The sequence below is a fragment of the Cellulosimicrobium sp. I38E genome, from assembly GCF_001647255.1.
Lineage (GTDB): Bacteria > Actinomycetota > Actinomycetes > Actinomycetales > Cellulomonadaceae > Cellulosimicrobium > Cellulosimicrobium cellulans_E.
Genome location: NZ_LUAZ01000050.1, coordinates 14633 through 40545, shown reverse-complemented (window position 1 = coordinate 40545; position 25913 = coordinate 14633). Strand labels below are relative to the sequence as shown.

Sequence of the window (25913 nt, the reverse complement as noted above, 5' to 3'; positions counted from 1 at the left end):
CGACCTCCTGGCCAAGCTCGGCTTGGGACGGCGTCCGTAACGGTAAGATCCGTTACATGCTCGACGTGACGGAAGCCAGCGAGGAGGAGCTGGCCCGACTGGCGCACCGAGTCCGTCAAGAACGGATGCGCCGACGGGGCCTAGTTATCACGTGTCAGCGGTGTGGTGCGCATGCCGTGGCACGAGCGGATGCGAAGTTCTGCTCCACCCGGTGCAGGGTCGCCGCACACCGAGCTGGCAGGAGGTCTGCCTAGTGGAGAGTCTGAGCATCCGTGCCTCGCGCAGGTACGGCACCCTGTCACCGCTGAGGTACCCCGGCGGCAAGGCAGCCCTGGCAGGGGTCTTTGCCGACTTGGTCGACGACCTAGGGCTGGACAATCCGGTCTACGTGGAGCCGTACGCAGGCGGTGCGGGAGCGGGCATCGCGTTGCTCCGGCAGGGGCTCGTCCGCCGCCTCGTCATTAACGACTACGACCCCGCCGTCTACGCGTTCTGGCGCTCGGTCACGGAGTACAACGAAAAGCTGGTCGAGTTGGTGCGCACGGTCCCGCTAACGATCGACGAATGGAGGCACCAGCGAGAGCTCTACCGATCTGGTGACCGGACGGACACCCTGGCTCTGGGGTTCGCCTTCTTTTACCTCAACCGCACCAACCGGTCGGGCGTGCTGCGCGGCGGCGTCATCGGCGGCCTGACCCAGGAGGGTAACTACAAGATCGACGCACGGTTCAACCGCCAGACCCTCTCCGAACGTCTTATGGCGCTTGGAGACCTGTCTGACCGGATCACCGTTAGCGACCTCGACGGGCGCACCGTCATCCGCGCCTATGCACAGGACCCGTCAGTGCTGATGTACATCGACCCGCCGTACGTGCAGGCCGGGTCCCGGCTCTACCTCAACGCATTCGACGCTCGTGACCACGAGGCCCTCGCCCGCATCATCGACGAGGTCGACGGTGCTCACTGGCTCATGACGTACGACGTAGCGCCTCTCATCGAGAAGCTCTACGCGCACCACTTCCGCAGCCGCTACGAGCTCAACTACTCCGCACGACACCCAGGGTTCACCGACGAACTCATGATCGCCTCCCCGGACGTCGCACAGGCACTGGTCACGAGGTGGAGGATACCGGAGGCTGGATGAGGAACCGCACTAGCGGCTCTAGTTCCTGCCACGCTTCTCGCACCTGCTGATCGTTGACGACGCTGTTCGGATCGTGGGCGGCGGCGTTGAACCAGTCTCCCGAGCCAGGACGCAGTCGTGGCGAGAGTCCGTTCTGAAGCAGGCTGATCTGCTTGTCGAGCGACTTGACCACCTTCTTGTAATCGTCGGCCAGCCGCCGCACGACCTCGTTGAGCGTCCCTGACACGCGGTGGTCACCGCGTACCGCGTAGTGGTGCTTGACGGAGGACTCGACTACCGAACGCAGGAGCATCGCGGCAGCCGCCGGAAATGCTTCGACGTCGATTCGCTGCAGCTCGAGAAACCGCTTCTGGAGCCCGCTCGGCAGCCGGCTGAAGTCGACGGTCACGTAGAGCTTGCGCTTGGTGTCGGGATGGTTCGGGCGAACCAGCGCTGCCCCGGGGACCTTCGTGTCGGTACCACCGCCGGAGGGCGACGTAGTCGGGGCCGCGTCAGGTGCCCCGGGCGGCGGCGTCCCGGGAGGACCGACGGTGCTGGGGGCAGGAGTAGGTGGTGTGGGTATCGGTGCAGGCGCGTCGGGGGACACTACGCCTGCGAGCTGCTGCAGCTCGTCAACGAGCTTGGCGTAGTCAGCGCCCTTCTTGTCGTTCAGAACCTTGCGTGTGCTCAGTTCGCCGACCTCGAAGCCTCGAAGCAGCCGCTCTAGCACCGCCACCTGCGCTGGCGTGCGCGGCTGCGCGACGAGGTTCCCGTCCCCGTCGAACTCGAAGCCCATCAGTGGACGAAGAGCCCGGTCCTTGTACGCGTACTCGAACGCCGACATCTTCAGCTCGCGCCCGGTGGCGTACGAGGCGAGGGCAGGGTCGGTGAACGGTGTGCTGTGCAGCGCCTGCCGAACCCGGCCCATCCTGACGAGACGCGGTACGTCCTTGATCCCGGTCAGCGTCGCCTTCAGGGTCGCCACGTCCGCCCCGCCAGCGAGCTGTGCGAGAACGAACCTGGCCTGCTCGTCCAGGCCCCAGCTCTTCTTGTCCGCGCCGATGTGCTGGCGTGCCAAAACCGGAGCCGCGCTCCCGCGGTCGGGATAGACGGTTACGTAAATCTCGTCTGGCAGATCGTCGGCGTCCGCCTGGTACCGCTTGACCAGAGCCTCGAGCTTGTGACGGTGATTGGGCACGAGGGACGGGTCGCGCAGGGCGCGCAGAGCGCTGACCCGCCGGTTGGCCTCGAGCACGACATACCAACCCTCCTCCTCGACGACGAGGGGGACCTCGTTAGTCCGGTATCCCTCGTGCAGAAGCGAGCGGGCGACGCTCATGACGTCCTCGCCCTCGAAGAGGTCGTTGAACGCCATCGCCTCATCGGGCTGAGCGACGGCGAACCGGTAGTTGTTCAGGTCCAGCGACAGTGCGTCGACCTTCACCTTGCGGACGACCTCAGGAACCCGAGGCACAAGCACCTCCCACGGAAACAGCGAATGACCGACGTCATGCGCCGACCTAGGTCGAGCCTACTGACCCGTGGCGATCATATTGCGCACTTCACCCGCCCTCCGCGCGAGCGACAGGACGGGACCCGATCCTCGCGTGACGCCAGCGGCCGCATGGTTTGGACACGCGGTATCGGAGCAGCATCGTCGTCACTGCGAGTGACTAGCGCTCCCAGCGCGCCTTGTGATCATCTTTGCGGCCAGAAGAAGCGAGGAAAATCCGCGCCCGATCGAGTCCGTGGGTCGTGAGGCCAGTCCTTCCCTCAGGTCGAAGGAGTAGACATTGCTCGCTGCCAAGCGCCCGATGGATCCGACGTTGCCGTGCAGGTGTCAGATCGTCATCGATCCAGGCGAACCTTGTAGTTGCAGTCACGTTCATGAGAACGATCCGTAGTTTCGGCCACGATCCACGCGGTGGCGCACTCGTGTCCTCGCCGACGAGCGGGAAATCCGATAGGCCGAGCGCCGGGGCGACGTGAGTCCGGGCGTCGTCGCCCCAGCTCGTCAGCCATCGAAGCTGGACGTCTCCCTCGTTGTTGAGGGCGTTGAGCCCTGCGATGACATCTGGGCGGTAGAGCAGGAGGTACCCGCCCACGCGCGCAACCGCCATCCCGTCCTTCGCTTCGCTCCCAAACGGGCTGATCACTCCGTCGAGGTCCAGGATCAGCATGGGTCGTGGGCTCATCGACACCTCCGGAGACGTCCGACTCCATGGTCCGCTGTTTCGCTTCCAACTGCGCGTGCCGCTCGTGACTCCGGACTCCAGTGGGCATACCTTGGTGATGGCTGCCCGTACCTCGTGCGGGGGCAAGTCACGATCCTGGCCATCCGCTCGTGGCACCGACGGAGTCCCACCACCTCCTTCGTTTCGGTCCGACCAACCGGCTGACGGATCCACGGATCCGGGTTTTGCTGCTGGTCGTTTCGAACGGAGGTGGTGATTGTGAAGAACCAGGACAGCGCGGTGGTCATCCCGGCTGCTCGGACGGGGCGCCCGTCATCGCGCGACCGTGTCTACGCGCCCGACGAGACGGTGCGGTTCGACGCTCGGATTCCTGCGCACATCGCGCTACGCCTGTACGAGACTGCCCGTGCTTCAGGCCGGCCAGTGACAGCGGTACACGCGGACCTCCTCGCGAAGGCTCTCGACGACGAGGGCGGAGCCGACATGGGCTGATTCAGTCGGCGCAGCGCGTCGAAGACGCGAAAACGGGTCCAGGAGCGGCAACTCCCGAACCCGATCACTCGCCACAACGGAGTGCGATCTCCGCTGCCAGAAACACCCGCCTACCCGTGGGGGTCTTGCTGTGCTCTCAGAGTGCTCTTCTGGAACTTCTGACGTCAACCGCCACGCCGACGCTGCCGCGAAGGCAGAGGCTCGGGTGCACCGGTACACGCCGAACGCGATCCGGCCCGAGGACTGGGCACCGGTCGCTGAGTTCACCCGTCAGGTCGCGCTCGACCTGCACCCGGTCGAACCTCGGCGGGCCACCGAGGCGATGCGCACGTTGTCGCAGTTCGTCGTGTGGGCGCACCGGCAGGGCATGCCTCTGGAGCGAGAGGCGATCTTCACTCCCGACGTCGTCGAGCGATTCATCGCGGTCGGGTGCACGCACCTTGCCCTCTCCTCTCAGGGCACGCGACGGGCGGACCTGCGCCGGTTCTCGATGCAGCTCACACGGCACGCACCCTGGGCGCCGCTGCCGAAGTTGCTGCGCCCGGAGTACACGATCAGGCCGTACACGCAGGATGAGGTCGAACGCCTTCTCGACGTCGGCCGTTCACAGCGCACGCCACTCCTGCGGCGCCGTTTCGGCGCACTGCTGGCGCTCGGTCTCGGTACTGGTTGCTATCCGCGAGAGTTGCGGATGGTCACGACCGATGACCTCCTCGACCGCCATGGACACCTCTGCTTGGCGGTCCCCGGCGCCAGGGCGCGGATCATCCCCGTCACCCCGCCGCACGACGTCACGCTCGCCCAAATCCGCCAGGAGGACCCGGGGTCAGGGATCCTGGGCTTCACCACGAAGGACTGGGATCGTGCACCTCTGGGACATCTGCTCGAGAAGGTCGACCGGCCGCCCGACTGCCCGGACCTCAAGATTCAGCGGCTGCGCGCGACATGGCTGCTGCACCACCTGGAGAACAAGGTCCACCTGAACGGTCTGGCTCAGATGGCAGGCCTCACCTCGTGGAAGACCTTCAGCCACGTCATGCAGTTCCTCTCACCGATCACCGACGCTGACCTCTACGCGGAGCTGACCCGCCAGTGACGACGGCGGGTCGGACCCGGAACAGGCCCACGCACACCGCGTCGGGCCGCAGCATCATCCGATACCGCCCCAACCCGTTCACCGAGAAGCAGCGCGTATCGCGCGCCATCGCCCTGGCCGCTCATCCTCAGATCCAGGCGATCCTCGGCACCGCCGCCACGACCAAAGGCCGGCCCCGCTGCGCCTCCCTACCACTGGTCTCACGCCTGCTCTTCCTCCACGCGCTGTCCGACCCGCATCGAATGACCCTCGCCAGCGTCGAGTCCACCATCCTCAGCATCACCCCGCAGAGCAGGCGACGCCTCGGGCTCCGCGATTCCTGGACGAGCGACCCGGGCGAGCGCCAACGCCTCTACCGGCGCATCTGGTCCACCTTCACCGCGCTGGTCAGGGCGACACGCACCGGCGTGCACATCGACCACGACCACCGAATCCGGGTCAACGTCGACACGGGCGAGGTCGACCCCTGCCCGCACGGCTGCCCTGCCCTGGACCTCACACCGGACGAGCTCGTCACCACGATCGTCCAGGCCTCGATACCGCGTGCGTTCCGCCGCACCCGAGCGATAGCGGTCGACGGCACCGACTTCGAGTCCTTCGCCGTGCCCTACTCCCACGGCTACCGCACGCCCGAGGGTCAGGTCTGCGCCGACCCCGACGCCCGCTGGGGCAAACGCACGCACACCGACCGCCGTCCCAGCGAGCACTACGTCGGATACGAGCTCCACCTCGCGACCTACGTCGCATCTGTCGGAGACCGAGAAGGGCCGCGCATCTGCGCAGGCATGGCGCTACGGCCCGGCGTGACTGACCGCGCCGGCGCCGCCGTAGCACTGACGCGCGCCATCACGAGATCCGGACCGGTCGACGAGGCACTGTTCGACCGCGGCTACACCACCGCGCGACCCGAGCACTTCGCACGCCCCCTCCGGAATCTCGGCATCGCCGTGACCATGGACCTGCACACCTCCCAGCGTGGCGCCCGACCAGGCCCTGCACCCGGGACGATCTGGCTCGACGGGCACCTCTACACCACCGCGCTCCCCACGCCGCTGCGCCACCTCGAACCACCGCGGGTCGGGCAGTCCTCGGACGTCAAGGCCCGAACCCGTGAGGTCTTCGACGCCCGCGAGCCCTACAGGTTCATCGCCCACGCCCGCCACGACGACCGCGCCAGCACCCAACGCTTCAAAGGCCCCGGCCTCGGCGGACGACTTCGCTGCCCCAACAACCCCGCGACGATGCGGCTCGGCGCCCATCTCCCCACGACGACCTGCCAGGCAGGCACGCCTTGCGGCTGCGGGATCACCGTCACCGTCGCGGACAGCACCCACGAACGGGACCGCCAGACCTTGCCCTGGCAGTCGACAGCCTGGGCGATCTCCTACAACAGGCGCACCTACGCCGAGACCTTCAACGCCCACATCCGGTTCACCGACGCCAACCTCAACCGCGGCTTCATCCAGATCTTCGACCGCCACGCCACCGCGTTGCTCCTCGCGATCTACCTCGCCGCCCACAACACCATCGAGCTCCACCGCTGGCACACCCGCCACGACGAACCCGACCCCTGGGCCACGCAGCTGAACGAACCCGCGGACAGCCGACCCCTCGGCAGAAGCACCCGGTCACCGCGACGACACCGCCGCGGACCACCAGGCAGAGGGGATCAACCGGCTTCGCACTGACCACCAGGACAGCTTCGCGCACCCGCCGCAGCAACACCGGGCGTCGAACCACAACCCGCGCGACGCTCCGACGTGCCCTCAGACGCCTCCGCACACCGCCCAACCCACCCCAAGCACCCCCAGGACCCGGGCCGGCCACGCCCAGAGCCGGCGAACGCCGTCGTCCAGCGCTCCGCACTGACCCCGGAACGCAGAAAGTCCCGGCCAGGATCACCTGACCGGGACTTTCCGAAGGTCTTCCGACCGAGAAGTCGAAACCCTCTCCACGTGCGCGAGGGGGGACTTGAACCCCCACGCCCTTTCGGACACTGGCACCTGAAGCCAGCGCGTCTGCCATTCCGCCACTCGCGCGTGCCGCAGAAGACTAGCACGGCGCACGAGGACGCCCGGAACCGCGCGACCCGACGTGACGGCCGCCACGTGCCGGTCGTCGCGCACCGACGAGGTACCCGACGGCCGCGCGCCCGACGTTCACACGCTCCGCCCCGAACGCACCACATCCGTCCGGAGATCGTGCGACGAATCGGGCCTCCGTCGCAGACGTGATCGATACGATCTAGGTAGTCTGCCCGGGACGCAGGTGTGCACCAGAGGCCACCGGGAGCGGGTCCGGGAGGCGCAGACGAGGACCGCGGCACGAGCCGCAGCACGAGCGAGCACGAGGGAGGAGGTGGCATGGGAGTCCTGGACCGCTTCGAGAAGGGCGTCGAGCGCGTGGTGAACAACGCCTTCGCCAAGGTCGGACGCAGCGAGGTCAAGCCCGTCGAGCTCGCGAGCGCGTTGCGGCGCGAGGTCGACGACCGCGCCGCCGTCGTGGACCGCGAGCGCACGGTCGTGCCCAACGAGTTCACCATCGAGCTGTCGGTGGACGACTTCGGCCAGGTCGAGGGGTGGGGCGCGGAGACGCTCGCCGACGAGCTGGCGTCGAACGTCACGCAGTACGCGGCGTCGCAGCACTACGCGTTCGTCGGCCCGGTGAGCGTGAGCTTCGAGCAGAACGACACGCTCGACGTCGGCCGCTTCCAGCTCCGCTCGGCCAGCGTGCGCGGCAACGTGGCGCCCGCGACGTCCGCGTCCCCGAGCACGCGGCACCCCCTCGTCGACATCGACGGGCAGCGCTACCTGCTCACGGGCCCGGTCACCGTCATCGGGCGTGGCTCCGAGGCCGACATCGTCGTCGACGACCCGGGCGTCTCGCGCCGCCACCTGGAGATCCGCGTGACGCCGGAGGGCGTCATCGCGACGGACCTCGGCTCGACCAACGGCCTGTTCGTCGAGGGCCACCAGGTGCCGGCCGCGACGCTGCTGGACGGCAACTCCCTGACGATCGGCCGTACCCGCATCATGTTCTGGACCGGCGCGTCCGACAACGAGGAGTGGTGATCCGGCCCGCATGACCGACCTCACGTTCACCCTGCTGCGGCTGGGCTACCTGGTGCTGCTCTGGGTGTTCGTGCTCTCCGCGATCGGGGTGCTGCGTCGGGACCTGTACGGCACCAAGATCACGCCCCGCCGGGGCCGCAAGGGCGCTGCGCAGGCCGCGCGCCCGACGTCGGGCCCCACGCCTGCCGCGGCTCCGGAGCCCGCACGCCCCGCCGCACCCGCGGGACCGTCCCGGCTCGTCGTCACCGCCGGCCCGCTCACGGGCACGACGATCCCCCTCACGACGTCGTCGATCCTCATCGGACGGGCGCCGAGCTGCACGCTCGTGCTCGACGACGACTACTCCTCGTCGCGCCACGCGCGCATCTTCCCGCAGCACGGGTCCTGGTTCGTCGAGGACCTCGGCTCCACCAACGGCACCTACGTCGAGGACCAGCGCATCGCCCAGGTGACGCCGCTGGGCCCGGGCACGCGGGTGCGGATCGGTCAGTCCGTCGTCGAGCTGCAGAGGTAGCCCGCAGTGAACATCGCCCTGCGCTACGCCGCGCGCTCCGACGTCGGGCTCGTGCGCTCCAACAACCAGGACTCCGGGTACGCCGGGCCGCACCTGCTCGTCGTCGCCGACGGCATGGGCGGCCACGCAGGGGGCGACGTCGCGTCGTCGATCGCCATCGCGGCGCTCGCGCCGCTCGACGGCGAGTCGCACGGCCCGGACGACGCGCTCGCCGAGCTCGAGCGCTCGATCGACCACGCGCGCCAGGACCTCGTGGACCGCAGCGTGACCGACCCCGAGCTCGTCGGCATGGGCACGACCGTCACCGCGATCCTGCGGGCGGGCAACAAGCTCGCGATGGCCCACCTCGGCGACTCGCGCGCGTACCTGCTGCGCGACGGCGAGCTCACCCAGGTCACGACCGACCACACGTTCGTGCAGCACCTCGTGGACACGGGCCGCATCTCGCCCGACGAGGCGGAGACGCACCCGCAGCGCAACGTCGTCATGCGCGTGCTCGGCGACTTCGACATCGACCTCACGCCCGACATGTCGGTGCGCGAGGCGAAGCCGGGCGACCGCTGGCTCCTGTGCTCGGACGGCCTCTCGGGCTTCGTCAGCCCGGAGACGATCGCCCAGACGCTCACGGACACCCCCGACGTCGACGAGTGCGCCGACCACCTGCTCCAGCTCGCGCTGCGCGCCGGCAGCACGGACAACGTGACCGTCGTGGTCGCGGACATCCTCGACCTCGACGTCCTGCCCGACGGCGCGGCTCCCGGCACCGGGGCGCAGATCGTCGGGTCGGCGGCGATCGACCGCGACGCGCCGACGTCGGCCGCGGACGGCCCCGCCGCGCGGGCGGCAGCCCTCATGGCCAGCGCGAACGCCCCCGCCGCGACCGAGGAGCCCGCCGCGGACGACGCGCCCGAGGCCGCGGAGGGCGAGGCGACCCCGGGCGACGTCGCGGAGGAGGGCGAGGGCGACGTGCGGCCCGGCCGTGCGCCGCGCCGCTGGATCACGGTCGTCGCGATCCTCCTCGTCGTCGCCGGCCTCGGCGTGGCCGGGTGGGCGGGGTACCGCTGGACGCAGACGCAGTACTACGTCGGGGTCGCCGACGGTCAGGTGGCCGTGTTCCGCGGCATCCCGGAGAACGCGGGCCCGGTGACGCTGTCCACGCCGATCGAGCTCACGGGGACGCGCGTCGCGGACCTGCCGGGCTACGTCGTCGACCGCCTGGAGACCACGATCCCCGCGGAGTCCCTCGAGGACGCCCGGGCGCGCGCGGAGCGCCTCGTCGCCGAGGCAGCGGAGGAGTCCACCGACGCGCCGGCGACCGACGGCACCACCCAGACGCCCACCGAGGGCGCGACCGAGACCCCGGAGGCCGGGGCGCCCGACGTGACCCCGGCACCCACCGACGGCGCCGGCTCGGGGGCCTGATGGCCACGGTGGAGACCACCGAGGTGCGCCCCGGCCGGGGCGCGGAGCTCGGTCTGCTTGTCCTCGCGCTCGCGCTGGGCATCGGGGCGTACGCGCTCGTGGGCCTGCAGCTCACGGGCGAGCTGCCGGGCCGCTTCTACGTGTACAGCATCGGCACCGTGGTGCTCGCCGGCGCCGCGCACCTGCTGCTGCGCTTCAAGGCGCCGTACGCGGACCCGGTGATCCTGCCGATCGCCGTCGCGCTCAACGGCATCGGCCTCGCGATGATCTTCCGCCTCGACCTCGGGTCCCAGGTCACGGGCGGCACCCAGGACCTCGCGCCGCGCCAGCTCCAGTGGACCGCTCTCGGCATCCTCTGCGCGTTCGCGGTGATCTGGTTCCTGCGCGACCACCGGACCCTGCGGCGCTACACGTACACCGCGATGATCGCGGGCATCGTGCTCGTCGCGCTGCCGCTCGTCCCGGGCCTGGGCACGCGCATCAACGGCGCGCAGATCTGGATCAACGTCTTCGGCTTCTCGCTCCAGCCCGCGGAGTTCGCGAAGATCGCGTTCGCGATCTTCTTCGCCGGCTACCTCGTGACGAACCGCGACACGCTCGCGCTCGCCGGGCCCAAGGTGCTCGGCCTGCAGCTCCCGCGCCTGCGCGACCTCGGGCCGATCATCATCGTCTGGCTCGTCTCGCTCGCGATCCTCGTGTTCGAGCGCGACCTCGGCACGTCGCTCCTGTTCTTCGGGCTCTTCGTCGCGATGCTGTACATCGCGACCGAGCGCGTGAGCTGGGTCGTCATCGGTCTGCTGCTCATCGCCGTCGGCGCGGTCCTCGCGGCGTCGACGTTCGGGCACGTGCAGGCGCGCGTCGACGTGTGGCTCCACCCGTTCGACCCCGAGATCTTCGGTCGCAGTCCCGGCGGCTCGGGCCAGCTCGTGGGTGGCCTGTTCTCGCTCGGCAACGGCGGCCTGTTCGGCACCGGCTGGGGCGCGGGCTACCCGCGGACGGTCCCGTACGCGTTCTCCGACTTCATCTACGCCTCGCTCGGCGAGGAGCTCGGGCTCACCGGTCTGATCGGCATCCTGCTCGCGTACCTCATCCTCGTGGAGCGCGGCCTGCGCACCGCGATCGGGGTCCGCGACGGGTTCGGCAAGCTCCTCGCGGGCGGGCTCGCGTTCGTCATGGCGTGGCAGCTCTTCGTCGTCGTCGGCGGGATCACCCGGATCATCCCGCTCACGGGCCTCACCATGCCGTTCGTCGCGCAGGGCGGGTCGTCGCTCCTCGCGAACTGGCTGGTCGTGGGCCTGCTGCTGCGCATCTCCGACGACGCGCGCCGGCCCTCGTCCCTGCCCGTGCGCGGGCAGGTGGCTCCCGGCGGCACGCGCACGCGCCCCGACTCCGAGCCGGTCGAGGTCGTGGGCAGCGGGGCTCCGGCCGTCGGCGCCCGGCCCGACGACGCGCCCACCACGGTCGGCGCGCCCGCCGCCGTCGGGCCTCCCACCGGTCCGACGCGCGCGACGACGGGCGTGCAGCCCGCCGTCGGGCAGACGGGCGAGGTCTCCGCCCACCCCGACGAGCTCCGCACGGAGGTCGTGCGGCGCCCCGGTCCCGACGGCACCCACCCCGAGACCGACCCCTGGGGAGGAGCCCGGTGAACGTCCCCCTGCGTCGCGTCGCGACGGTCGTCCTCGTCATGTTCCTCGCGCTCATGGTGTCGACGACGTACATCCAGTTCGTCCAGGCGGACTCGCTCAACAACGACTCGCGCAACGCCCGCACCATCTACCGCGAGTACAACAAGTTCCGCGGCCCGATCGTCGTCGCGGGCGACGCGATCGCGTCCTCGACCCCGGTGGACGACGCGTTCGGCTTCCAGCGGCAGTACGCCAACGGCCCGCTCTACGCGCCCGTCTCCGGGTTCCTCTCGCTCACCAACGGGCGCACGGAGATCGAGGACAAGGAGAACGACTACCTCAACGGCGAAGCCAGCTCGCTGTGGCTCGACCGCCTCAGCGCGCTGTTCACCGGCAAGCAGCCGCAGGGCGCGTCCGTCGAGCTGACGATCGACCCGGCGGCGCAGCAGGCCGCCTGGGACGCGCTGGGCGACCAGCGCGGCGCGGTCGTCGCGATCGAGCCGAAGACGGGGCGCGTCCTCGCGCTCGTGTCCAAGCCGAGCTACGACCCCAACGAGCTCGCGACGCACGACACCGCCGCCGCGCGCGACCGGTACCAGGAGCTCCTCAACGCCGACGGCAACCCGATGTCGAACCGGGCGATCCGCGGCAACACGTACCCGCCGGGCTCGACGTTCAAGATCGTCACCTCGGCCGCGGCCCTCGAGAGCGGGCAGTACACGGCCGAGACCGTGATCCCGGCACCGGACGAGCTCCCGTACCCGCAGTCGACGCAGACGATGAAGAACTTCGGCGGGTCGCGCTGCTCCCCGACGGGCGAGATGACCCTCGCGGACGCGCTCCGCATCTCCTGCAACACCGCGTTCGGCGACCTCGCCATGACGCTGGGGGAGGACGCGATGCGGGACCAGGCCGAGGACTTCGGCTTCGACGCGCCGCTCGAGATCCCGATGGACGTCACCCCCAGCCAGTTCCCCGCGGAGGGCACCCCGGGCGCGGACCCGGCGGGCATCGCGCGCGCGGGCATCGGGCAGGGCGAGGTCAAGGTCACGCCCCTCCAGATGGCGATGGTCGCCGCCGCGATCGCGAACGACGGCGTGCAGATGGCCCCGTACACGGTCGAGACGATCCGCAACCCGGACCTCGACGTCGTCCGCCAGTCCGAGCCGCGCCGCCTGCGCACCTCGGTGTCGCCGTCGACCGCCGACCAGCTCACGCAGATGATGCTCGGGGTCGTCGAGAACGGCTCGGGGAAGGCGGCGCAGATCCCGGGCGTGCAGGTCGCGGGCAAGACCGGGACCGCCGAGACCGGTGGCGAGGCCGCGCCGCACGCGTGGTTCACGAGCTTCGCGCCCGCCGACGACCCGCAGGTCGCGGTCGCGGTCATCGTCGAGAACGGCGGCTCGCTGGGCAACGAGGCGACCGGCGGCGCGATCGCCGCGCCGATCGCGCGCGCCGTCATGGAGGCGGTGTTGAACGGATGAAGCCCGTGAGGGGGCTGACGCTCGGCAACCGCTACCGCCTGGTGCGGCGCATCGCCGTCGGCGGCATGGGCGAGGTATGGGTCGCGGCCGACGACGCGCTCGGGCGCGAGGTGGCCGTCAAGGTCCTGCGGACCGAGTACGCGGGCAACGAGGACTTCCTCAACCGCCTGCGGACCGAGGCCCGCAACAGCGCCGCGCTCTCGCACCCCAACATCGCCCAGATGTACGACTACGGCGAGACCAACGGCTCCGGGTACCTCGTCATGGAGCTCGTCGTGGGCGAGCCCATGGCGGACCTGCTGGAGCGCGAGCCCGTGCTCCCGCCCGCCCGGCTGCTGCCGATCCTCGCCCAGACGGCGCGCGCCCTCCACGCGGCGCACCTGTCCGGCGTCGTGCACCGCGACGTCAAGCCGGGCAACATCCTCATCGACCGCTCCGGCACGGTGAAGATCACCGACTTCGGCGTCTCGCTCGCGGCCAACCAGGTACCGATGACCGCGACGGGCATGGTGATGGGCACCGCCCAGTACCTGTCGCCCGAGCAGGCCGTCGGGCAGGCGGCCACGGGGGCGTCGGACATCTACGCGCTGGGGATCGTCGCGTACGAGTCGATCGTCGGGAACCGGCCGTTCACCGGGTCCACCCCGGTCGACATCGCGGTCGCGCACGTCAACGAGCCCGTGCCGCCGCTCCCGTCGTCGGTCGACCCGGAGCTCTCCGAGCTCGTCATGGTCATGCTCGCCAAGGACCCGCTGGCGCGGCCGCACCCGGCCGACGCCCTCGCGCGGGTCTTCGAGGAGATCCAGGCGCGCCTCGCGGCCGACCCGTGGTCCGCCCGTGCCGGCGCGGCCGCCAACACCCGGCGCGGCCGCCGCGCACGCGCGGCGGAGGACGATGCCCCTCCGGCACCCGAGCCGGCCCCCGCTCCCGTCATCACGCCGCTCGTCATCCCGGCCGCCGTGCGCGACCCGCACCCGGTCGACCCCGCGACGCCGTGGATCGCCCCGGAGGCCCGACCAGGCGCCCACGCCGCCGAACCCGCGGGTGGCCACCTCGCCGAGAGAGACGCCGAGCCCGTCGGTCAGGCGACCGCACCGCCGTCCGACACGGCGCCCGCCCCCGGTCCCGCACTGCCCTGGGAGCGCCCCGTCCCCGCGTCGGCGGGCGAGGACCCGGCCGGTCCCCGCGCCTACCCGCCGCGCCGCGAGATGCACGGCGGCACCCGCTCGTCGCGACGCCCGCAGCCCGCTCGGGGCGGCACGCGGCCGGGCGCCGGCTCGCCCGCGAGCACCCCGTCGGTGGCGCCGGCCACGCGGGCCGAGGCCCGACGGCAGTCGCAGGCGGCCCCGTCGCGGTCGTCCTCCGGCCGCCGCACGTCCACGACGACGGGGCGGCGCCTCGGCGGGCTGCCGAACGGCCTCACGTGGCCCCTGGTGGCCCTGCTGGGCCTGCTCCTCGTGCTGGTCGTCGCGACGATCGCCTCCCTGGGCGACCGCGACCGGGACGACGCGGACGCGGCTCCCGCCGCCGTCGTCGAGACGGTCACCGACGCCGCCGCGCCGGACTCCCCGACGCTCTCCGGACGGGTGACATCGTGACGACATCGTTGTGTTCCCGGCTTTCCCGGACGCCCTCCAGTGGGATGATTGCGCCAGATGTGCCGCGAGCGGACGCGCCCGCGGCTCCGACGACACCGAAGGACGAATGAGTGGTGGACAACGCTCCCCGAGTGCTTGCCGGGCGTTACCAGGTCGGTGAGCTCATCGGCCGTGGTGGCATGGCCGAGGTGCACATCGGGCACGACAACCGCCTCGGTCGCACCGTCGCGATCAAGATCCTGCGGTCCGACCTCGCCCGCGACCCCACCTTCCTCGCGCGCTTCCGCCGCGAGGCCCAGGCGGCGGCGTCCCTCAACCACCCGGCCATCGTCGCGGTGTACGACACCGGCGAGGACGTCCACGCGGACGCCACCGGCAACTCGGTGCACGTCCCGTTCATCGTCATGGAGTACGTCGAGGGCCACACCGTCCGCGACATCCTTCGCGACGGCCAGGCCGTCCCCATCGACGAGGCGGTCGAGATCACGGCGGGCGTGCTCGCGGCGCTCGAGTACTCGCACCACGCCGGCATCGTGCACCGCGACATCAAGCCCGCGAACGTCATGATCACGCCCACGGGCGCCGTCAAGGTCATGGACTTCGGCATCGCCCGCGCCATGGCGGACTCGGCCGCGACCATGACGCAGACCCAGGCCGTCATCGGCACCGCCCAGTACCTCTCACCGGAGCAGGCGCGCGGCGAGACCGTCGACGCGCGCTCCGACCTGTACTCCACCGGCTGCCTGCTCTACGAGCTGCTCACCGGCCGCCCGCCGTTCATCGGCGACTCGCCCGTCGCGGTGGCGTACCAGCACGTGCGCGAGGCCCCGGCGACGCCGAGCGCCGTCGCGCCCGACGTGCCCGAGGTCCTCGATCGCATCACGCTCAAGGCGCTCGCCAAGGACCGCACGGCCCGGTACTCGAACGCGGCGGAGTTCCGCGCCGACCTGGAGAACGCCGTGCGCGGCGGAGCGATCACGGCCCCCGCGCTCGGGGTCGCCGCAGCAGCGGCCGGCCTCGGTGCCGCCGCCGCGGCCGCCGACCTCCAGCCCACGATGGTGGACTCCGCCACGCAGGTCATGGCCCCCGCGGCCGCCGCCCCGAACCCGTGGGCGACGAGCGTGGCGCCGGCGGTCCCGCCCGGCGACGAGGTGCCGGGGGAGGACGAGGAGGAGCCCAAGAGCCGCAAGGGCCTCATGTGGACCCTCATCGCGATCGGTGTGCTCGCCCTCGCCGCGATCATCACGATGCTCGTCATCAACGGCCAGGGCGAGGACGAGCCGACGACGGGCACGGTCCCGACGCTCTCGGCAGGCGTGACGCCCGAGGAGGCCGAGCAGAGGATCACCGACGCCGGGTTCGCGTACGAGCAGGCCATCGACCAGGAGTCGACGGAGGCCGAGGGGACGTTCACGAAGACCGATCCCGCGGGCGGCACCGAGGCCGACCTCGGCTCGACCGTCACGGCCTTCTTCTCCGCCGGACCCGACGCCGTCGTGATCCAGGACGTCAAGGGCAGGTCGCAGGACGAGGCGCGCCAGATCCTCGAGGCGCAGGGCCTCGAGGTCACGTCCGGAGGCTCCGAGGACTCGAAGGACGTCGCGAAGGACGCGGCGACGCGCACCGACCCCGCGGCCGGTCAGTCCGTCGCCGGCGGCTCGACCGTCACGCTCTACGTCTCGTCCGGACTCGTCGCCCTTCCCGAGCTCGTGGGCGACCAGCGCCAGAGCGCGGAGCAGAAGATCACCGACCTCGGTCTCAAGCCGGTCGTGAACGAGGTGGAGTCCGACGAGCCCGAGGGTCAGGTCGTCGCGCAGCGGCCCAACGCCGGCAGCGTGCCGCAGGGCTCGGAGGTCACCATCGACGTCGCGATCCCGAAGGCCGAGGAGCCGGAGACGACGAACGTCCCGAGGAACCTGGTCGGCATGACCTTGGACCAGGCGAACGACGCGCTCGGAGGTGCAGGGCTCAACCCCGGGACGCAGCAGAACCAGGAGTCCGACCAGTGGCCGGCCGGGGTCGTCATCGGCTCCGACCCTGGGGGCGGCACCGAGGTCGAGGTCGGCACGGAGGTCTCGCTCATCGTCTCGACCGGTCCCGGCCCGTCGACCGGCGGCGACAACGGCGGCGGAGGCAACAACGGCGGGGGCAACGGCGGCGGGGGCGGCGAGGGCTGACCTGACGCCCACCCGGCGAGCCATGACGAACGGGCCCGCACCTCGAGAGGTGCGGGCCCGTCGTCGTGCGGTCGGCTACTGCCGGACGAGCGGCGCCATGCCCGCCGAACGCTCGACGGCGCCGTCGAGCCCGCAGGCCTCGAGCCAGTTCGCGAGCAGGCGGTGGCCGCCCTCGGTGAGCACCGACTCGGGATGGAACTGGACGCCGTGCAGGGGCAGGTCGCGGTGCTGGAGTCCCATGATGACGCCGCCGGAGGTCGACGCGGTCACCTCGAGCTCGGAGGGCACGGTGTCGCTCACGACGGCGAGCGAGTGGTAGCGCGTCGCGGTGAACGGGGCGGGGAGCCCGGCCAGGACGCCCTCGCCCTCGTGCTCGACGAGGCTCGTCTTGCCGTGCATGAGCTCGGGTGCGTGCGTGACCGTCGCGCCGTACACCTCGGCGAGCGCCTGGTGGCCCAGGCACACGCCGAGCATCGGCGTGCGCGAGGCCGCGCACGCGCGGATGACCTGCTCGCTCTGACCGGCCTCCTTCGGGGTGCCAGGCCCCGGGGAGACCAGCACGCCGTCGAACACGGTGCCGTCGGCGTCGTGGAACCGACCCTCGGCGTCGGGCTCGGGCACGGCGTCGTTGCGCACGACGACGGTCCGGGCGCCGAGCTGGTCGAGGTAGCCGACGATCGTGTAGACGAACGAGTCGTAGTTGTCCACGACGAGGATGCGGGTCTGGTGGGTCATCGCGGGGCCTCCACGGACACGGCGCCGGCGGCGTCGGTCTGGATGTTGGGGTCGTTGAACGGCATGTACTCGGACACGACGGGGAACAGCCACTCGAAGCACGCGAGCACGACGGCGGCCGCGAGGACGAGCAGGATCAGCACCCGGACCCATGCCGGGCCGGGCAGCACGCGCCACAGCGCCCCGTACATCACGCGCTCCCTTCGGCCGCAGGGGCCGCCTGGCCGACCAGGTCGGGCGGCGTGCCGTCCTCGACGGGCATCCAGTAGTCCAGCTTCGCGTTGACGATGAACCGCGCCACGAGCGAGTTCAGCCCGATCGGGTGGCACGTCGTCAGGGTGAGGTACCGCTCCGTCGGCTCGACGCCGGGCTGCCACGGGACGGGCGCCACGGCCTCCACCTGGTCGGGCTTCACGGCCTGCATGTGGTCCACGCGGTACACGTACCAGACCCCGCCGGCCTCCACGACGATCGGGTCACCGATCTCGAGCTCCTCCACGTCGTGGAAGATCTTGCCGTACGTCTGCCGGTGCCCGGCGAGGGAGAAGTTGCCGACGGCGCCCGGCATGACGGTCTCGGGGTAGTGCCCCGCCTGGCCCTGGTCGAGGATCGAGCGCTTGTCCGTCCCCTCGGCGATCGGCATCATCTTGCCGTCCCAGCGCGGCACGTAGAGCGTGCCCCACACCTCGCCGAGGGCGGGCGCCTCCATGACCGGCGGCTCGTCCCGGCGCACGGCCGTCGCGACGTCCGCGGCGTCCGGCGTGGGCGCGTCCATCTCCTCCAGGACCTGCGCCTGCACGCGGTCCGCCTGCACGTCCGTCCACCAGAGCTGCCAGACGACGTACAGCCCCAGCAGGATCCCGAGCGTGATGAGCAGCTCCCCGACGACGCCGACGACCGTCGAGACCGCGCCGCGCCCCGAGGAGCGGCGGCCCGCGTGCCGCACCGGCGCGGGGGCGGTGGCCGTCACGACGCCACCGCGTCGGAGGGCCGGGCGTAGCGGAGCTCGAGCGCGCCCTCGTAGCCGGGGAGCTCGAGGTCGGACCTGTCCTCGACGGACCAGCCCAGGTTCACGGCGTCGACGTACTCCTGGTACACCTGCACGCCGGGCGAGCGCTCCAGGGCGTCGCGCAGCGCCTCGGGGTCGCCCACGGCCTCCACGACGTAGGGCGGCGAGTACACGCGGCCGTGCAGCAGGAGGATGTTGCCCGCGCAGCGGAACGCCGACGTCGCGGTGACGCGCTGACCCTGGAGCGTCATCGCCTCCGCGCCACCGGCCCACAGGGCGTTGACGACGGACTGGATGTCCTGCTGGTGCACGACGAGGTCGTCCGGGCGGATCTGCGGCGGGTAGTTGCCCTCCGGGGGTGCGTCGTCGAGCGAGACGGACAGGCCCGTGCCGCTGACCGGCGTCGTGCCGGCCGCGACCGCGGTGCGCGACGCGAGGTCGGGATCGACGCCGGCCGGCGCGTCGCCGGTCTGCGACAGTCCTGCGATCTCCTCCGTGAGCGCGTCGACCTGGGCCGAGAGCTCCGCCACGCGGTCCGACTCGCGGTCGACGAGCTGCGCGAGATTCTCGGGGTGACGCGAGTCGTCGCCCCGGGCGAGGCGCGCGTTCGCCGTGAACATCACGCCGGCGAGCGCGAGGACGAGCGCGACGGTCACGGCGGACCGGACCCGGCGGGAGCGCGGCGGCACAGCGGGGGCAGCGGGCGACGGCGCGGGACCGGCCGCGACCGCCTCGGCGGGGTCGTCGGGCGTCGCGGAGGCGGGGTCGGTGCTGCTCACGCGACCGTCTCCTTCCTGGGCGGACGAGGTCGTCGGCCGTCTCTCCGGTGTGTCTCTGCCGTGCGTCTGTCGTGTCGTCGCCGCCGCGACAGGGCCGTTGCCCGCGCGCGGTGTCCGTGCCTATTGTGTGCGCCCACTACGCTAGTCGACGAACGTCGTCCACGATCGTGACGGACCCGTGCTCCTACGGAGCCTCCCGGCGCGTCGACGACCTTCGCCCGAGCCATGCACGGTTCCTGCACGACGACGGCAGGCGTCCGCTCCCGCGGTGCGTCCCGACGCCGCCGGCAGCGGACCCCACCAGGACAGGAGCCCACCCTCGTGCCCGAGTCGAAGTCGCGCAAGAAGCCCAAGCCGCAGCGTCCGCCGAGCGTGCCCAAGCCCGAGTCGGGCAACCCGCGCTGGCTCGTGCCCACGATGCTCGGGCTCATGCTCGTCGGGCTGGCGTGGATCGTGCTGTTCTACCTCAGCGGGTCCGCGCAGCTCCCGATCCCGGCGCTGGGCGCCTGGAACCTCGGCGTCGGCTTCGCGTTCATCATCGCGGGCTTCGCGCTCACCACGCGCTGGAAGTAGGCGGTCCGACGGCGGCCGCGCGCCTCGGGGCGCGCGGCGAGCCGGGCGAGCCGTGAGGTGCGGAATGACACCGGCGTAGTTCCACACCTGTGAGTAACCCTGGGGATAACTCACCGGGACCGCGACCCGGGATCAGCCGACGAGGTGTCCGACCTGGTCCGCCGAGGCATAGGTCAGCCATGCTGCCGCGACGAGCGCGACCGCGACGACCGCCGTCGCGCCCACCGAGACCACGGTGCGGCGTTCCTTCGGCGCGTACGCGTACGCGGCCCCGAGGACGAGACCGACGACGAGCCCACCGAGGTGCGCCTGCCACGCGATGCCGGTGAAGAAGAGACCGATCGCGAAGTTGATGCCGATGAGGACGACGATCTGCATCGCGTTACGACCGGTGCGCCGCAGCACGAGCAGGATGGCGCCGAAGAGCCCGAACACGGCGCCCGAGGCACCGACCACGGGCTGGTACCACCCCTCCGACGTCGGACCGCCGGCGAGGACGAGGTAGCCGACCGAGCCGCCGATCGCCGACAGCAGGTAGAGCGCGACGAAGCGCCAGCGGCCGAGCATCTGCTCGAGGAAAGGCCCCGTGACCCACAGCGCGTACATGTTGAAGAGGATGTGGACGGGGCTCGTCGAGTGCAGGAACGCCGACGTGAGGAACCGGTACGGCTCGTCCTCGCCGATGACCGGTGCGAACCACCACAGTCGCGTCCACTCGCCGCCGGTGACGAGCTGGAGGATCCAGCTCACGACGCAGAGGCCGATGATCGTGAACGTCACGACCGGCGGGCCACCGCGGACCCTGCCGCCCAGTGCGCTGCGCTGCGACGGCGCCTGCCGGGCCGCCTCGCGCACGCAGTCGACGCACTGGATGCCGACGGCTGCGGGGCGCTGGCACTCGGGGCACGCGGGGCGGCCGCAGCGCTGGCAGCGCACGTACGACACCCGGTCCGGGTGCCGCGGGCACACGGGCGGGACGGCAGGACCGTCGTGCGGTCCGGCCGTCCCGTACGCGGGCGGGCCGGGGGGCCCGGGAGGTGTGGTCGAGATGGTCAGTCCTCGATGGTGACCGAGGTGATGACGATGTCCTCCTGCGGGCGGTCGCCCGGGCGGGTCGGCGTCGTGTTGATCGCGTCGACCACCGCGCGGGACTCGTCGTCCGCGACCTCGCCGAAGATCGTGTGCTTGCCGTTGAGCCAGGTGGTGGGGACCGTCGAGATGAAGAACTGCGACCCGTTGGTGCCCTCGACCTCGCCCGTGACCGGGTTGCGGCGCAGGCCCGCGTTCGCCATCGCCAGGAGGTAGGGGCGGTCGAACTGGAGCTCGGGGTGGATCTCGTCGTTGAACGTGTAGCCGGGGCCGCCCGTCCCGGTGCCCAGCGGGCAGCCGCCCTGGATCATGAAGTCCTGGATCACGCGGTGGAAGATCAGTCCGTCGTAGAACGGCTCGGTGCGCTCTGCGCCGGTGCGGGGGTCGGACCACGTCGTGGTGCCCTTCGCGAGCCCGACGAAGTTCGCCACCGTCTTCGGGGCGTGGTTCGGCAGGAGCTCGATCCGGATGTCACCTGCGGTCGTGTGGAGGGTTGCGAACATGGGCACCATCCTCCCACGAGACCCGCGCGCGACCCGTCCGACGCGATGTCTCGCGGGTCGGGCACGGTGGTGGCAGAGTGGTCGGAAACGCCCATCGCATCCGCCCTTTCGTCCCGTCGGACGACGACCCCGGGGAGCACGCATGACCCGTTCTCGCTCAGCGAGCGACTCCGTCAAGGACACGCTCGAGTCGATCGACACCGAGAAGCTCAAGGACCAGGCCGCGCAGGCCGCCGCGACCGCGCAGAGCGCCGCGACCCAGCTCGCGGACCAGGCCAAGGACGCGGCCGTCCACGCCAAGGAGTGGGGCACGCCCAAGGTCGAGGCGTTCCTCGAGTGGCTCCAGCCGCGCGTCGAGAAGGCGTGGCAGGACAGCATCCAGGCCGCCGCGCCGCGCGTCGAGAAGGCCGCGGGCAAGGCCGCGCCCGCGATCGACACCGCGCACGACAAGCTCGTCGACGACGTGCTGCCGAAGATCGTCGCGAGCTTCAACGCCGCTGCCGCCAGTGCCGCCGACTCCGCCCAGCGCGCGGCCGACAACGCGGCCGAGGCGACCGCCGCGGCATCCGCCGCCGCGGCGGCGGCGACCGGCCGGAAGGGGCGCAAGCTCGCCAAGGAGGCGCAGAAGGCCGCCGCCGAGGCCGCGAAGCAGGCGCAGAAGGCCGCGGGCAAGGCCGGCAAGAAGGCCTCGAAGCACGCGGACAAGGCGGCGGAGAAGGCGGCAGCCAAGCTCGCCGCCGCGGCCGACAAGGCGGCGGCGAAGGCCGCCGAGGCCGACGCCTCGAAGGGCAAGGGCCGCACCCTCTGGTGGATCGCCGGCGGCGTCACCGCCGCGGGCGTCGGCTACGTCCTCTATCGCCGCGCCCAGCCCACGACCGACCCCTGGGCCGAGCCGTGGGAGCAGGAGGAGCAGCAGGTCCACTTCGACGACGTGGTCGGCGACGCCCGGCACGCCGTCGGGGACGCCGCCGAGTCGCTGGGCGAGGCCGCGGGAGTCGCCGTGGCGAAGGGCCGCGAGGCGACCGACAAGCTCGCCGAGCGCGCCGCCGAGGTCCGCGACGACGTCAGCGACCGCGTCAGCGACGCCGTCTCCGACGCCAAGGACGCCGCCAAGAAGGCCACCAGCCGCGCCCGCAGCACCACCCGCGGCACGGCTTCCTCGGCCAAGGACGCGGCGGAGGACGCGAAGGACGACCTCGGCGACGCCGGCAAGAAGGCGCGCGAGGCGGCCGAGGCCGCCGCGGAGGACGCCGCCAAGAAGGCCGACGACGTCTGACCTCGCAGGACGGCGTGCCGAGCGCTCGCACGCGAAGGGCCCCACCGCGCGGTGGGGCCCTTCGTCGTCTCCGCGGACGGCCCGCCGGCCAGGCCGCTGACCAGCCCGCTGACCAGGCTTCCGGACCGGACGACGAGCGTGCGCCGTCGGTGCGCTTCCTCACGTCTCGCGCAGCTACGCCGGTGCGACCGCGGCGAGGCACAGCATCGCGACGCCGAGGCCGAGGTCGAGCACGAAGCACGCCTCCGCGAGGGAGCGCGGCACGACCCGGTCCCTGACGAAGTGGACGACGTCCCACGCGGCGTGCCCGACGGCGGCCAGCGCCGCGAGGTAGAGAGCGGGCACGGGGCCCACCATCATGGCCGTGAGCGCGACGGCGCTGAAGCCCAGGAACCCCAGGGCCTGGATGCCCAGCTCGCGGCGGTCGACGCCGGCGCCCCGGAGGAGGCCCAGCACCGCGAACGCCGCGCCCAGGACGAGCACCGTCACGGTGGGGTCGAGCCCGGTGACGCGCGCGAGGACGACGGCGACGATCGCTCCTCCGACCACGATCCAGCCGCTGCGCCGTGACCCGATCGCGCTGGCCGCGAGGTAGCACGCCGAGGCGATGACGATGATCATCGCGGTCACGTGCGCGTCGGCGCCGTTCGTGACGTTGAGGAGGAGAGCGAGCAGTCCCACGAGGGACGGCCACCGCTCCAGCAGATGGCGGCCCGGTCCGTGGTCACGGTGGGCGTCGTGGTGCTGCGCGGGATCGAGACGGGGCTGCTGTGTGTCCATGGTCGCGAGTCTGGGCCGGGGCCGCGCACGACGGACCCGTGAATCACGCACGGGACACCCGTGCGGACGCTGACCGAGGGCGCGTCAGACCCAGCCGTTCTCGCGGGCGATGCGGTACGCCTGGGACCTGTTGTCGGCCCCGAGCTTGCGGCTGACCGACGCCAGGTAGTTGCGCACCGTGGCCGGCGACAGGAACAGCTCTCGAGCCACGTCGCGGACAGCACGGTCCTGCTGCGCGGCCGCCAGCACGGCCGTCTCCCGGACGGTCAGCGGCGACGGGGCCACGGTCAGGGCGTCCGCGGCCAGGACGGGATCGACGTAGCGCTGCCCCTCGTGGACCCGCCGGACGACGTCCGCCAGCGCCGCGCCTGGCGCCCCCTTCGCGAGGAACCCCCGTGCCCCCGAGGCGAGGGCCTCGCGCAGCACGTACGGGTGACCGTGTCCGGTGAGGATCACGCCCGCGCACCGGGGGAGCGCTCGGGCCAGCTCCGCGATGACGCCGAGCCCGTCCACCTCGGGCATGTGCAGGTCGACGACGGCGACGTCGGGCGCGTGGCGCAGCGCTCGGTCGATCGCCTCGCGGCCGTCGCGGGCGGTGGCGACGACGTCCACGTCCGGCTCCCGTTCCAGAAGTCCGACCAGAGCCTCCCGTATCAGCTCGTCGTCCTCGGCGAGGAGCACCCGGATCCGTTCGCTCATCACCACCTCCCCGACGGCGCCGAGCGGCTCACCCGGACCACGAAGCGGTCGTCCCCGTCCGGGCCCGCGACGAGCTCCGCACCGACGGCACCGGCCCGTGCCGCGAGGGCCGCCAGACCGGTCCCGCCGGCTGCGTCGGACCCGACCGCGGGTCGGACGCCGTCGTTCTCCACGCTCAGCGTCGTCACCGGTCCCTGCACCACGACGCGGATCGATGCCGTGCGGGCGTCGCTGTGCCGCAGGACGTTCGTGACGGCCTCGCGGACGACCGTCGCGAAGAGCCCGGCGAGCGAGGGCGGCACGGCGGCCAGCATCTGGGGATCGGCGGCGACCGACGGGGTGATCCCCGCCGAGCGGAGCACGAGGTCCGCCGACCGCAGCTGCGACGGGAGGTCCGTCACGGCCTCTCCGTGGATCGTGCGCCGGGCCTCCTGGAGCGTGCCGGCCGCGAGGTCGCGGATGCTCCGGCTCTCGCCCGCGGCCGCATCGGGGTCTCGCGCGGCCAGGTCGGCGGCTCGCTCGGCCTTGAGCGCTATCACGGCGAGGCGCCGTCCGAGCACGTCGTGCAGCTCTCGGCCGACACGCAGCCGTTCCTCGGCCACCGCGAGGCGTGCCTGTGCCTCCCGTCCGTCCTGCGCGGACCACCACAGCCGGTGCAACCAGACCAGCGCCTGGCACATCGCCCACACGGTGAGGGCGACGCCGATGGTCGTGACGACGCTGGGAAGGGGCGCACCGTCGAAGACTGCGCCGCCTGCCGCGGCAGCACCACCCAGGACGACGGCTGCCACGACGCCGCTGCGCCAGCCGGCCAGGCCCGCGGCGGCGACGACGAAGCCCGCGAGCCACGGCCAGGGCTCCTCACCCGGCTCGGCCCACGAGAACGTCGGGGCCCAGAGCGCCAGGGTGAGCGCGATCAGCCCGGCGACCTTCCACCTCCGGGACGCCCGGTCCGGGGCGGGAGCGACGGCGTCGAGGAGGACGAGCAGCAGCGCGAGTCCGAGGAGGACCAGAGCGCCGACGAAGACCACCGTGCGCAGAGGCGTCGGCGGCTCGGTGAACGACATCGCGATGATCGGCGCCCACGCGAAGCTGGCCAGGAGGAAGCCCAGCACGATCCAGCGCGGAGTCCGTCGAGGCTGCGCCTGGGTCACGTCCTCGCCCCCCTTCCCCACCTCGACCGGCGGAGTAGGAGCGAGCGTAGCCGCACGCTCGACGGGGCAACCTGGCGCGCAGCGCTCGGGAGAGTGCTGCTTGGCCGTCCTCGGACAGCAAGAAGGACCCCCGACGGCAGACGTCGGAGGCCCTTCGGTGGTGGAGCCAGGGGGACTCGAACCCCCAACCCCCTGCTTGCAAAGCAGGTGCGCTACCAATTGCGCCATGGCCCCGGGTGACGCGGCCGGGGCCGGTCAGGAGTGAGACGTGCTCACTCGAAGGTGTCGGTGACCTCTGCCCAGAGGTCGCGCTCGGCGTTGTCCTCCGTGTACTTGCGCCACAGGAGATACCCGGCGCCGGCGGCGAGGAGCAGGACGAGAAGCTTCTTCATGACGTTCCCCCTCGAGTGGGTTCGGCAGTGGGCCTAAGAGGACTTGAACCTCTGACCTCTTCCTTATCAGGGAAGCGCTCTAACCGTCTGAGCTATAGGCCCGTACGCGCCTCGCCGGACAGCCCCG

General features: G+C 71.6%; 25 protein-coding genes and 3 tRNA genes. 13 read left to right on the top strand and 15 right to left on the bottom strand.

Going from position 1 to position 25913, the window contains the following annotated elements:
• Positions 1 to 253 precede the first annotated feature (253 nt).
• A complete protein-coding gene (locus A0J59_RS15570) occupies positions 254 to 1144 on the top strand; it encodes a DNA adenine methylase (protein ID WP_064316708.1) in 891 nt (296 codons plus the stop codon).
• On the opposite strand, the gene A0J59_RS15565 is transcribed toward A0J59_RS15570, so the two are convergent.
• Together A0J59_RS15565 and A0J59_RS21670 are read right to left on the bottom strand one after the other, a co-directional pair.
• The gene (locus A0J59_RS15565) at positions 1113 to 2567 is read right to left on the bottom strand and encodes a hypothetical protein (protein ID WP_156533083.1); all 1455 of its coding nucleotides are present in this window, start codon (positions 2565 to 2567) and stop codon (positions 1113 to 1115) included. The genes A0J59_RS15570 and A0J59_RS15565 overlap by 32 nt on opposite strands.
• Before the next feature lie 229 nt (positions 2568 to 2796).
• A complete protein-coding gene (locus A0J59_RS21670) occupies positions 2797 to 3303 on the bottom strand; it encodes an HAD domain-containing protein (protein ID WP_156533081.1) in 507 nt (168 codons plus the stop codon).
• 273 nt (positions 3304 to 3576) lie between these two features.
• Between A0J59_RS21670 and A0J59_RS15560 the strand changes: the two genes are divergently transcribed.
• The 3 genes from A0J59_RS15560 to A0J59_RS15550 all read left to right on the top strand — a co-directional run bounded on the left by A0J59_RS15560 (position 3577) and on the right by A0J59_RS15550 (position 6594).
• Positions 3577 to 3810, top strand: a complete 234-nt coding sequence (locus tag A0J59_RS15560) for a hypothetical protein (RefSeq protein WP_064316769.1) — start codon at positions 3577 to 3579, stop codon at positions 3808 to 3810.
• Between the two features lie 205 nt (positions 3811 to 4015).
• Positions 4016 to 4906 carry a site-specific integrase gene (locus A0J59_RS15555; protein ID WP_156533080.1) on the top strand — a complete coding sequence of 297 codons (891 nt, stop codon included), beginning with the start codon at positions 4016 to 4018 and terminating at the stop codon, positions 4904 to 4906.
• Positions 4903 to 6594 carry a hypothetical protein gene (locus tag A0J59_RS15550; protein ID WP_064316705.1) on the top strand — a complete coding sequence of 564 codons (1692 nt, stop codon included), beginning with the start codon at positions 4903 to 4905 and terminating at the stop codon, positions 6592 to 6594. The genes A0J59_RS15555 and A0J59_RS15550 overlap by 4 nt, the downstream gene beginning before the upstream one ends.
• Before the next feature lie 268 nt (positions 6595 to 6862).
• Here A0J59_RS15550 and A0J59_RS15545 read toward each other — a convergent pair.
• A tRNA-Leu gene (locus A0J59_RS15545) sits at positions 6863 to 6945 on the bottom strand.
• Between the two features lie 324 nt (positions 6946 to 7269).
• Between A0J59_RS15545 and A0J59_RS15540 the strand changes: the two genes are divergently transcribed.
• From A0J59_RS15540 to pknB, 7 genes are all read left to right on the top strand, one after another.
• On the top strand, positions 7270 to 7977 hold the full coding sequence (locus A0J59_RS15540; RefSeq protein WP_047230883.1) for a DUF3662 and FHA domain-containing protein: 708 nt from the start codon (positions 7270 to 7272) through the stop codon (positions 7975 to 7977).
• A 10-nt stretch (positions 7978 to 7987) separates the two neighbouring features.
• Positions 7988 to 8491, top strand: a complete 504-nt coding sequence (locus A0J59_RS15535; protein WP_047230884.1) for an FHA domain-containing protein — start codon at positions 7988 to 7990, stop codon at positions 8489 to 8491.
• 6 nt (positions 8492 to 8497) lie between these two features.
• Positions 8498 to 9913 (top strand): Stp1/IreP family PP2C-type Ser/Thr phosphatase, encoded by a 1416-nt coding sequence (locus tag A0J59_RS15530; protein ID WP_064316704.1) that lies wholly within the window; start codon positions 8498 to 8500, stop codon positions 9911 to 9913.
• Positions 9913 to 11559 (top strand): FtsW/RodA/SpoVE family cell cycle protein, encoded by a 1647-nt coding sequence (locus tag A0J59_RS15525; RefSeq protein WP_064316703.1) that lies wholly within the window; start codon positions 9913 to 9915, stop codon positions 11557 to 11559. Before A0J59_RS15530 ends, A0J59_RS15525 begins: the two co-directional genes overlap by 1 nt.
• Positions 11556 to 13022, top strand: a complete 1467-nt coding sequence (locus tag A0J59_RS15520; RefSeq protein ID WP_053370362.1) for a penicillin-binding protein 2 — start codon at positions 11556 to 11558, stop codon at positions 13020 to 13022. Before A0J59_RS15525 ends, A0J59_RS15520 begins: the two co-directional genes overlap by 4 nt.
• Entirely contained in the window at positions 13019 to 14620 is a 1602-nt protein-coding gene (locus A0J59_RS21290; protein ID WP_082919083.1) for a serine/threonine-protein kinase, read from the top strand. The genes A0J59_RS15520 and A0J59_RS21290 overlap by 4 nt, the downstream gene beginning before the upstream one ends.
• A gap of 131 nt (positions 14621 to 14751) precedes the next feature.
• Entirely contained in the window at positions 14752 to 16797 is a 2046-nt protein-coding gene (pknB, locus tag A0J59_RS15510) for a Stk1 family PASTA domain-containing Ser/Thr kinase (protein WP_369799786.1), read from the top strand.
• A gap of 75 nt (positions 16798 to 16872) precedes the next feature.
• On the opposite strand, the gene A0J59_RS15505 is transcribed toward pknB, so the two are convergent.
• Genes A0J59_RS15505 through A0J59_RS15490 form a run of 4 tightly spaced genes read right to left on the bottom strand, consistent with a single transcriptional unit; the run spans position 16873 to position 19320 of the window.
• The gene (locus tag A0J59_RS15505) at positions 16873 to 17532 is read right to left on the bottom strand and encodes an aminodeoxychorismate/anthranilate synthase component II (protein WP_047230889.1); all 660 of its coding nucleotides are present in this window, start codon (positions 17530 to 17532) and stop codon (positions 16873 to 16875) included.
• Positions 17529 to 17723 (bottom strand): hypothetical protein, encoded by a 195-nt coding sequence (locus A0J59_RS15500; RefSeq protein WP_047230890.1) that lies wholly within the window; start codon positions 17721 to 17723, stop codon positions 17529 to 17531. Before A0J59_RS15500 ends, A0J59_RS15505 begins: the two co-directional genes overlap by 4 nt.
• Complete coding sequence (locus tag A0J59_RS15495; protein WP_064316701.1) at positions 17723 to 18502, bottom strand: class E sortase; 780 nt, start codon at positions 18500 to 18502, stop codon at positions 17723 to 17725. Before A0J59_RS15495 ends, A0J59_RS15500 begins: the two co-directional genes overlap by 1 nt.
• On the bottom strand, positions 18499 to 19320 hold the full coding sequence (locus A0J59_RS15490) for a DUF881 domain-containing protein (RefSeq protein ID WP_231581646.1): 822 nt from the start codon (positions 19318 to 19320) through the stop codon (positions 18499 to 18501). Before A0J59_RS15490 ends, A0J59_RS15495 begins: the two co-directional genes overlap by 4 nt.
• 321 nt (positions 19321 to 19641) lie before the next feature.
• Here A0J59_RS15490 and A0J59_RS15485 point away from each other — a divergent pair, with 321 nt between their 5' ends.
• A complete protein-coding gene (locus A0J59_RS15485; protein ID WP_047230891.1) occupies positions 19642 to 19893 on the top strand; it encodes a cell division protein CrgA in 252 nt (83 codons plus the stop codon).
• A gap of 132 nt (positions 19894 to 20025) precedes the next feature.
• Here A0J59_RS15485 and A0J59_RS15480 read toward each other — a convergent pair whose 3' ends face one another.
• Together A0J59_RS15480 and A0J59_RS15475 are read right to left on the bottom strand one after the other, a co-directional pair.
• A complete protein-coding gene (locus tag A0J59_RS15480; RefSeq protein WP_369799785.1) occupies positions 20026 to 20673 on the bottom strand; it encodes a rhomboid family intramembrane serine protease in 648 nt (215 codons plus the stop codon).
• A 272-nt stretch (positions 20674 to 20945) separates the two neighbouring features.
• Positions 20946 to 21485 (bottom strand): peptidylprolyl isomerase, encoded by a 540-nt coding sequence (locus tag A0J59_RS15475; RefSeq protein WP_047230892.1) that lies wholly within the window; start codon positions 21483 to 21485, stop codon positions 20946 to 20948.
• A gap of 142 nt (positions 21486 to 21627) precedes the next feature.
• On the opposite strand from A0J59_RS15475, the gene A0J59_RS15470 reads away from it, so the two are divergent.
• A complete protein-coding gene (locus tag A0J59_RS15470; protein ID WP_064316699.1) occupies positions 21628 to 22761 on the top strand; it encodes a hypothetical protein in 1134 nt (377 codons plus the stop codon).
• A 174-nt stretch (positions 22762 to 22935) separates the two neighbouring features.
• Here the strand turns inward: A0J59_RS15470 and A0J59_RS15465 are convergent, their stop codons facing one another.
• The 6 genes from A0J59_RS15465 to A0J59_RS15445 form a co-directional block, all read right to left on the bottom strand.
• Positions 22936 to 23541 carry a hypothetical protein gene (locus A0J59_RS15465; protein WP_231581648.1) on the bottom strand — a complete coding sequence of 202 codons (606 nt, stop codon included), beginning with the start codon at positions 23539 to 23541 and terminating at the stop codon, positions 22936 to 22938.
• Positions 23542 to 23625: 84 nt separating this feature from the next.
• A complete protein-coding gene (locus A0J59_RS15460) occupies positions 23626 to 24240 on the bottom strand; it encodes a response regulator transcription factor (protein ID WP_047231199.1) in 615 nt (204 codons plus the stop codon).
• Positions 24240 to 25394 (bottom strand): sensor histidine kinase, encoded by a 1155-nt coding sequence (locus A0J59_RS15455; protein ID WP_156533077.1) that lies wholly within the window; start codon positions 25392 to 25394, stop codon positions 24240 to 24242. Before A0J59_RS15455 ends, A0J59_RS15460 begins: the two co-directional genes overlap by 1 nt.
• Before the next feature lie 158 nt (positions 25395 to 25552).
• A tRNA-Ala gene (locus A0J59_RS15450) sits at positions 25553 to 25628 on the bottom strand.
• A gap of 38 nt (positions 25629 to 25666) precedes the next feature.
• Positions 25667 to 25786: a DLW-39 family protein gene (locus A0J59_RS22125; protein WP_208863433.1), complete on the bottom strand. Its 120-nt coding sequence runs from the start codon at positions 25784 to 25786 to the stop codon at positions 25667 to 25669.
• A gap of 28 nt (positions 25787 to 25814) precedes the next feature.
• Positions 25815 to 25888: transfer RNA gene (locus A0J59_RS15445), tRNA-Ile, on the bottom strand.
• Positions 25889 to 25913 lie beyond the last annotated feature (25 nt).

Coding starts and splice junctions, on each gene's coding strand:
- A0J59_RS21670 (WP_156533081.1), bottom strand. CDS start 3,303: ATGCTGATCCTGGACCTCGACGGAGTGATCAGCCCGTTTGGGAGCGAA.
- A0J59_RS15540 (WP_047230883.1), top strand. CDS start 7,270: ATGGGAGTCCTGGACCGCTTCGAGAAGGGCGTCGAGCGCGTGGTGAAC.
- A0J59_RS15535 (WP_047230884.1), top strand. CDS start 7,988: ATGACCGACCTCACGTTCACCCTGCTGCGGCTGGGCTACCTGGTGCTG.
- A0J59_RS15525 (WP_064316703.1), top strand. CDS start 9,913: ATGGCCACGGTGGAGACCACCGAGGTGCGCCCCGGCCGGGGCGCGGAG.
- A0J59_RS21290 (WP_082919083.1), top strand. CDS start 13,019: ATGAAGCCCGTGAGGGGGCTGACGCTCGGCAACCGCTACCGCCTGGTG.
- A0J59_RS15505 (WP_047230889.1), bottom strand. CDS start 17,532: ATGACCCACCAGACCCGCATCCTCGTCGTGGACAACTACGACTCGTTC.
- A0J59_RS15500 (WP_047230890.1), bottom strand. CDS start 17,723: ATGTACGGGGCGCTGTGGCGCGTGCTGCCCGGCCCGGCATGGGTCCGG.
- A0J59_RS15475 (WP_047230892.1), bottom strand. CDS start 21,485: ATGTTCGCAACCCTCCACACGACCGCAGGTGACATCCGGATCGAGCTC.
- A0J59_RS15470 (WP_064316699.1), top strand. CDS start 21,628: ATGACCCGTTCTCGCTCAGCGAGCGACTCCGTCAAGGACACGCTCGAG.
- A0J59_RS15465 (WP_231581648.1), bottom strand. CDS start 23,541: ATGGACACACAGCAGCCCCGTCTCGATCCCGCGCAGCACCACGACGCC.
- A0J59_RS15460 (WP_047231199.1), bottom strand. CDS start 24,240: ATGAGCGAACGGATCCGGGTGCTCCTCGCCGAGGACGACGAGCTGATA.
- A0J59_RS22125 (WP_208863433.1), bottom strand. CDS start 25,786: ATGAAGAAGCTTCTCGTCCTGCTCCTCGCCGCCGGCGCCGGGTATCTC.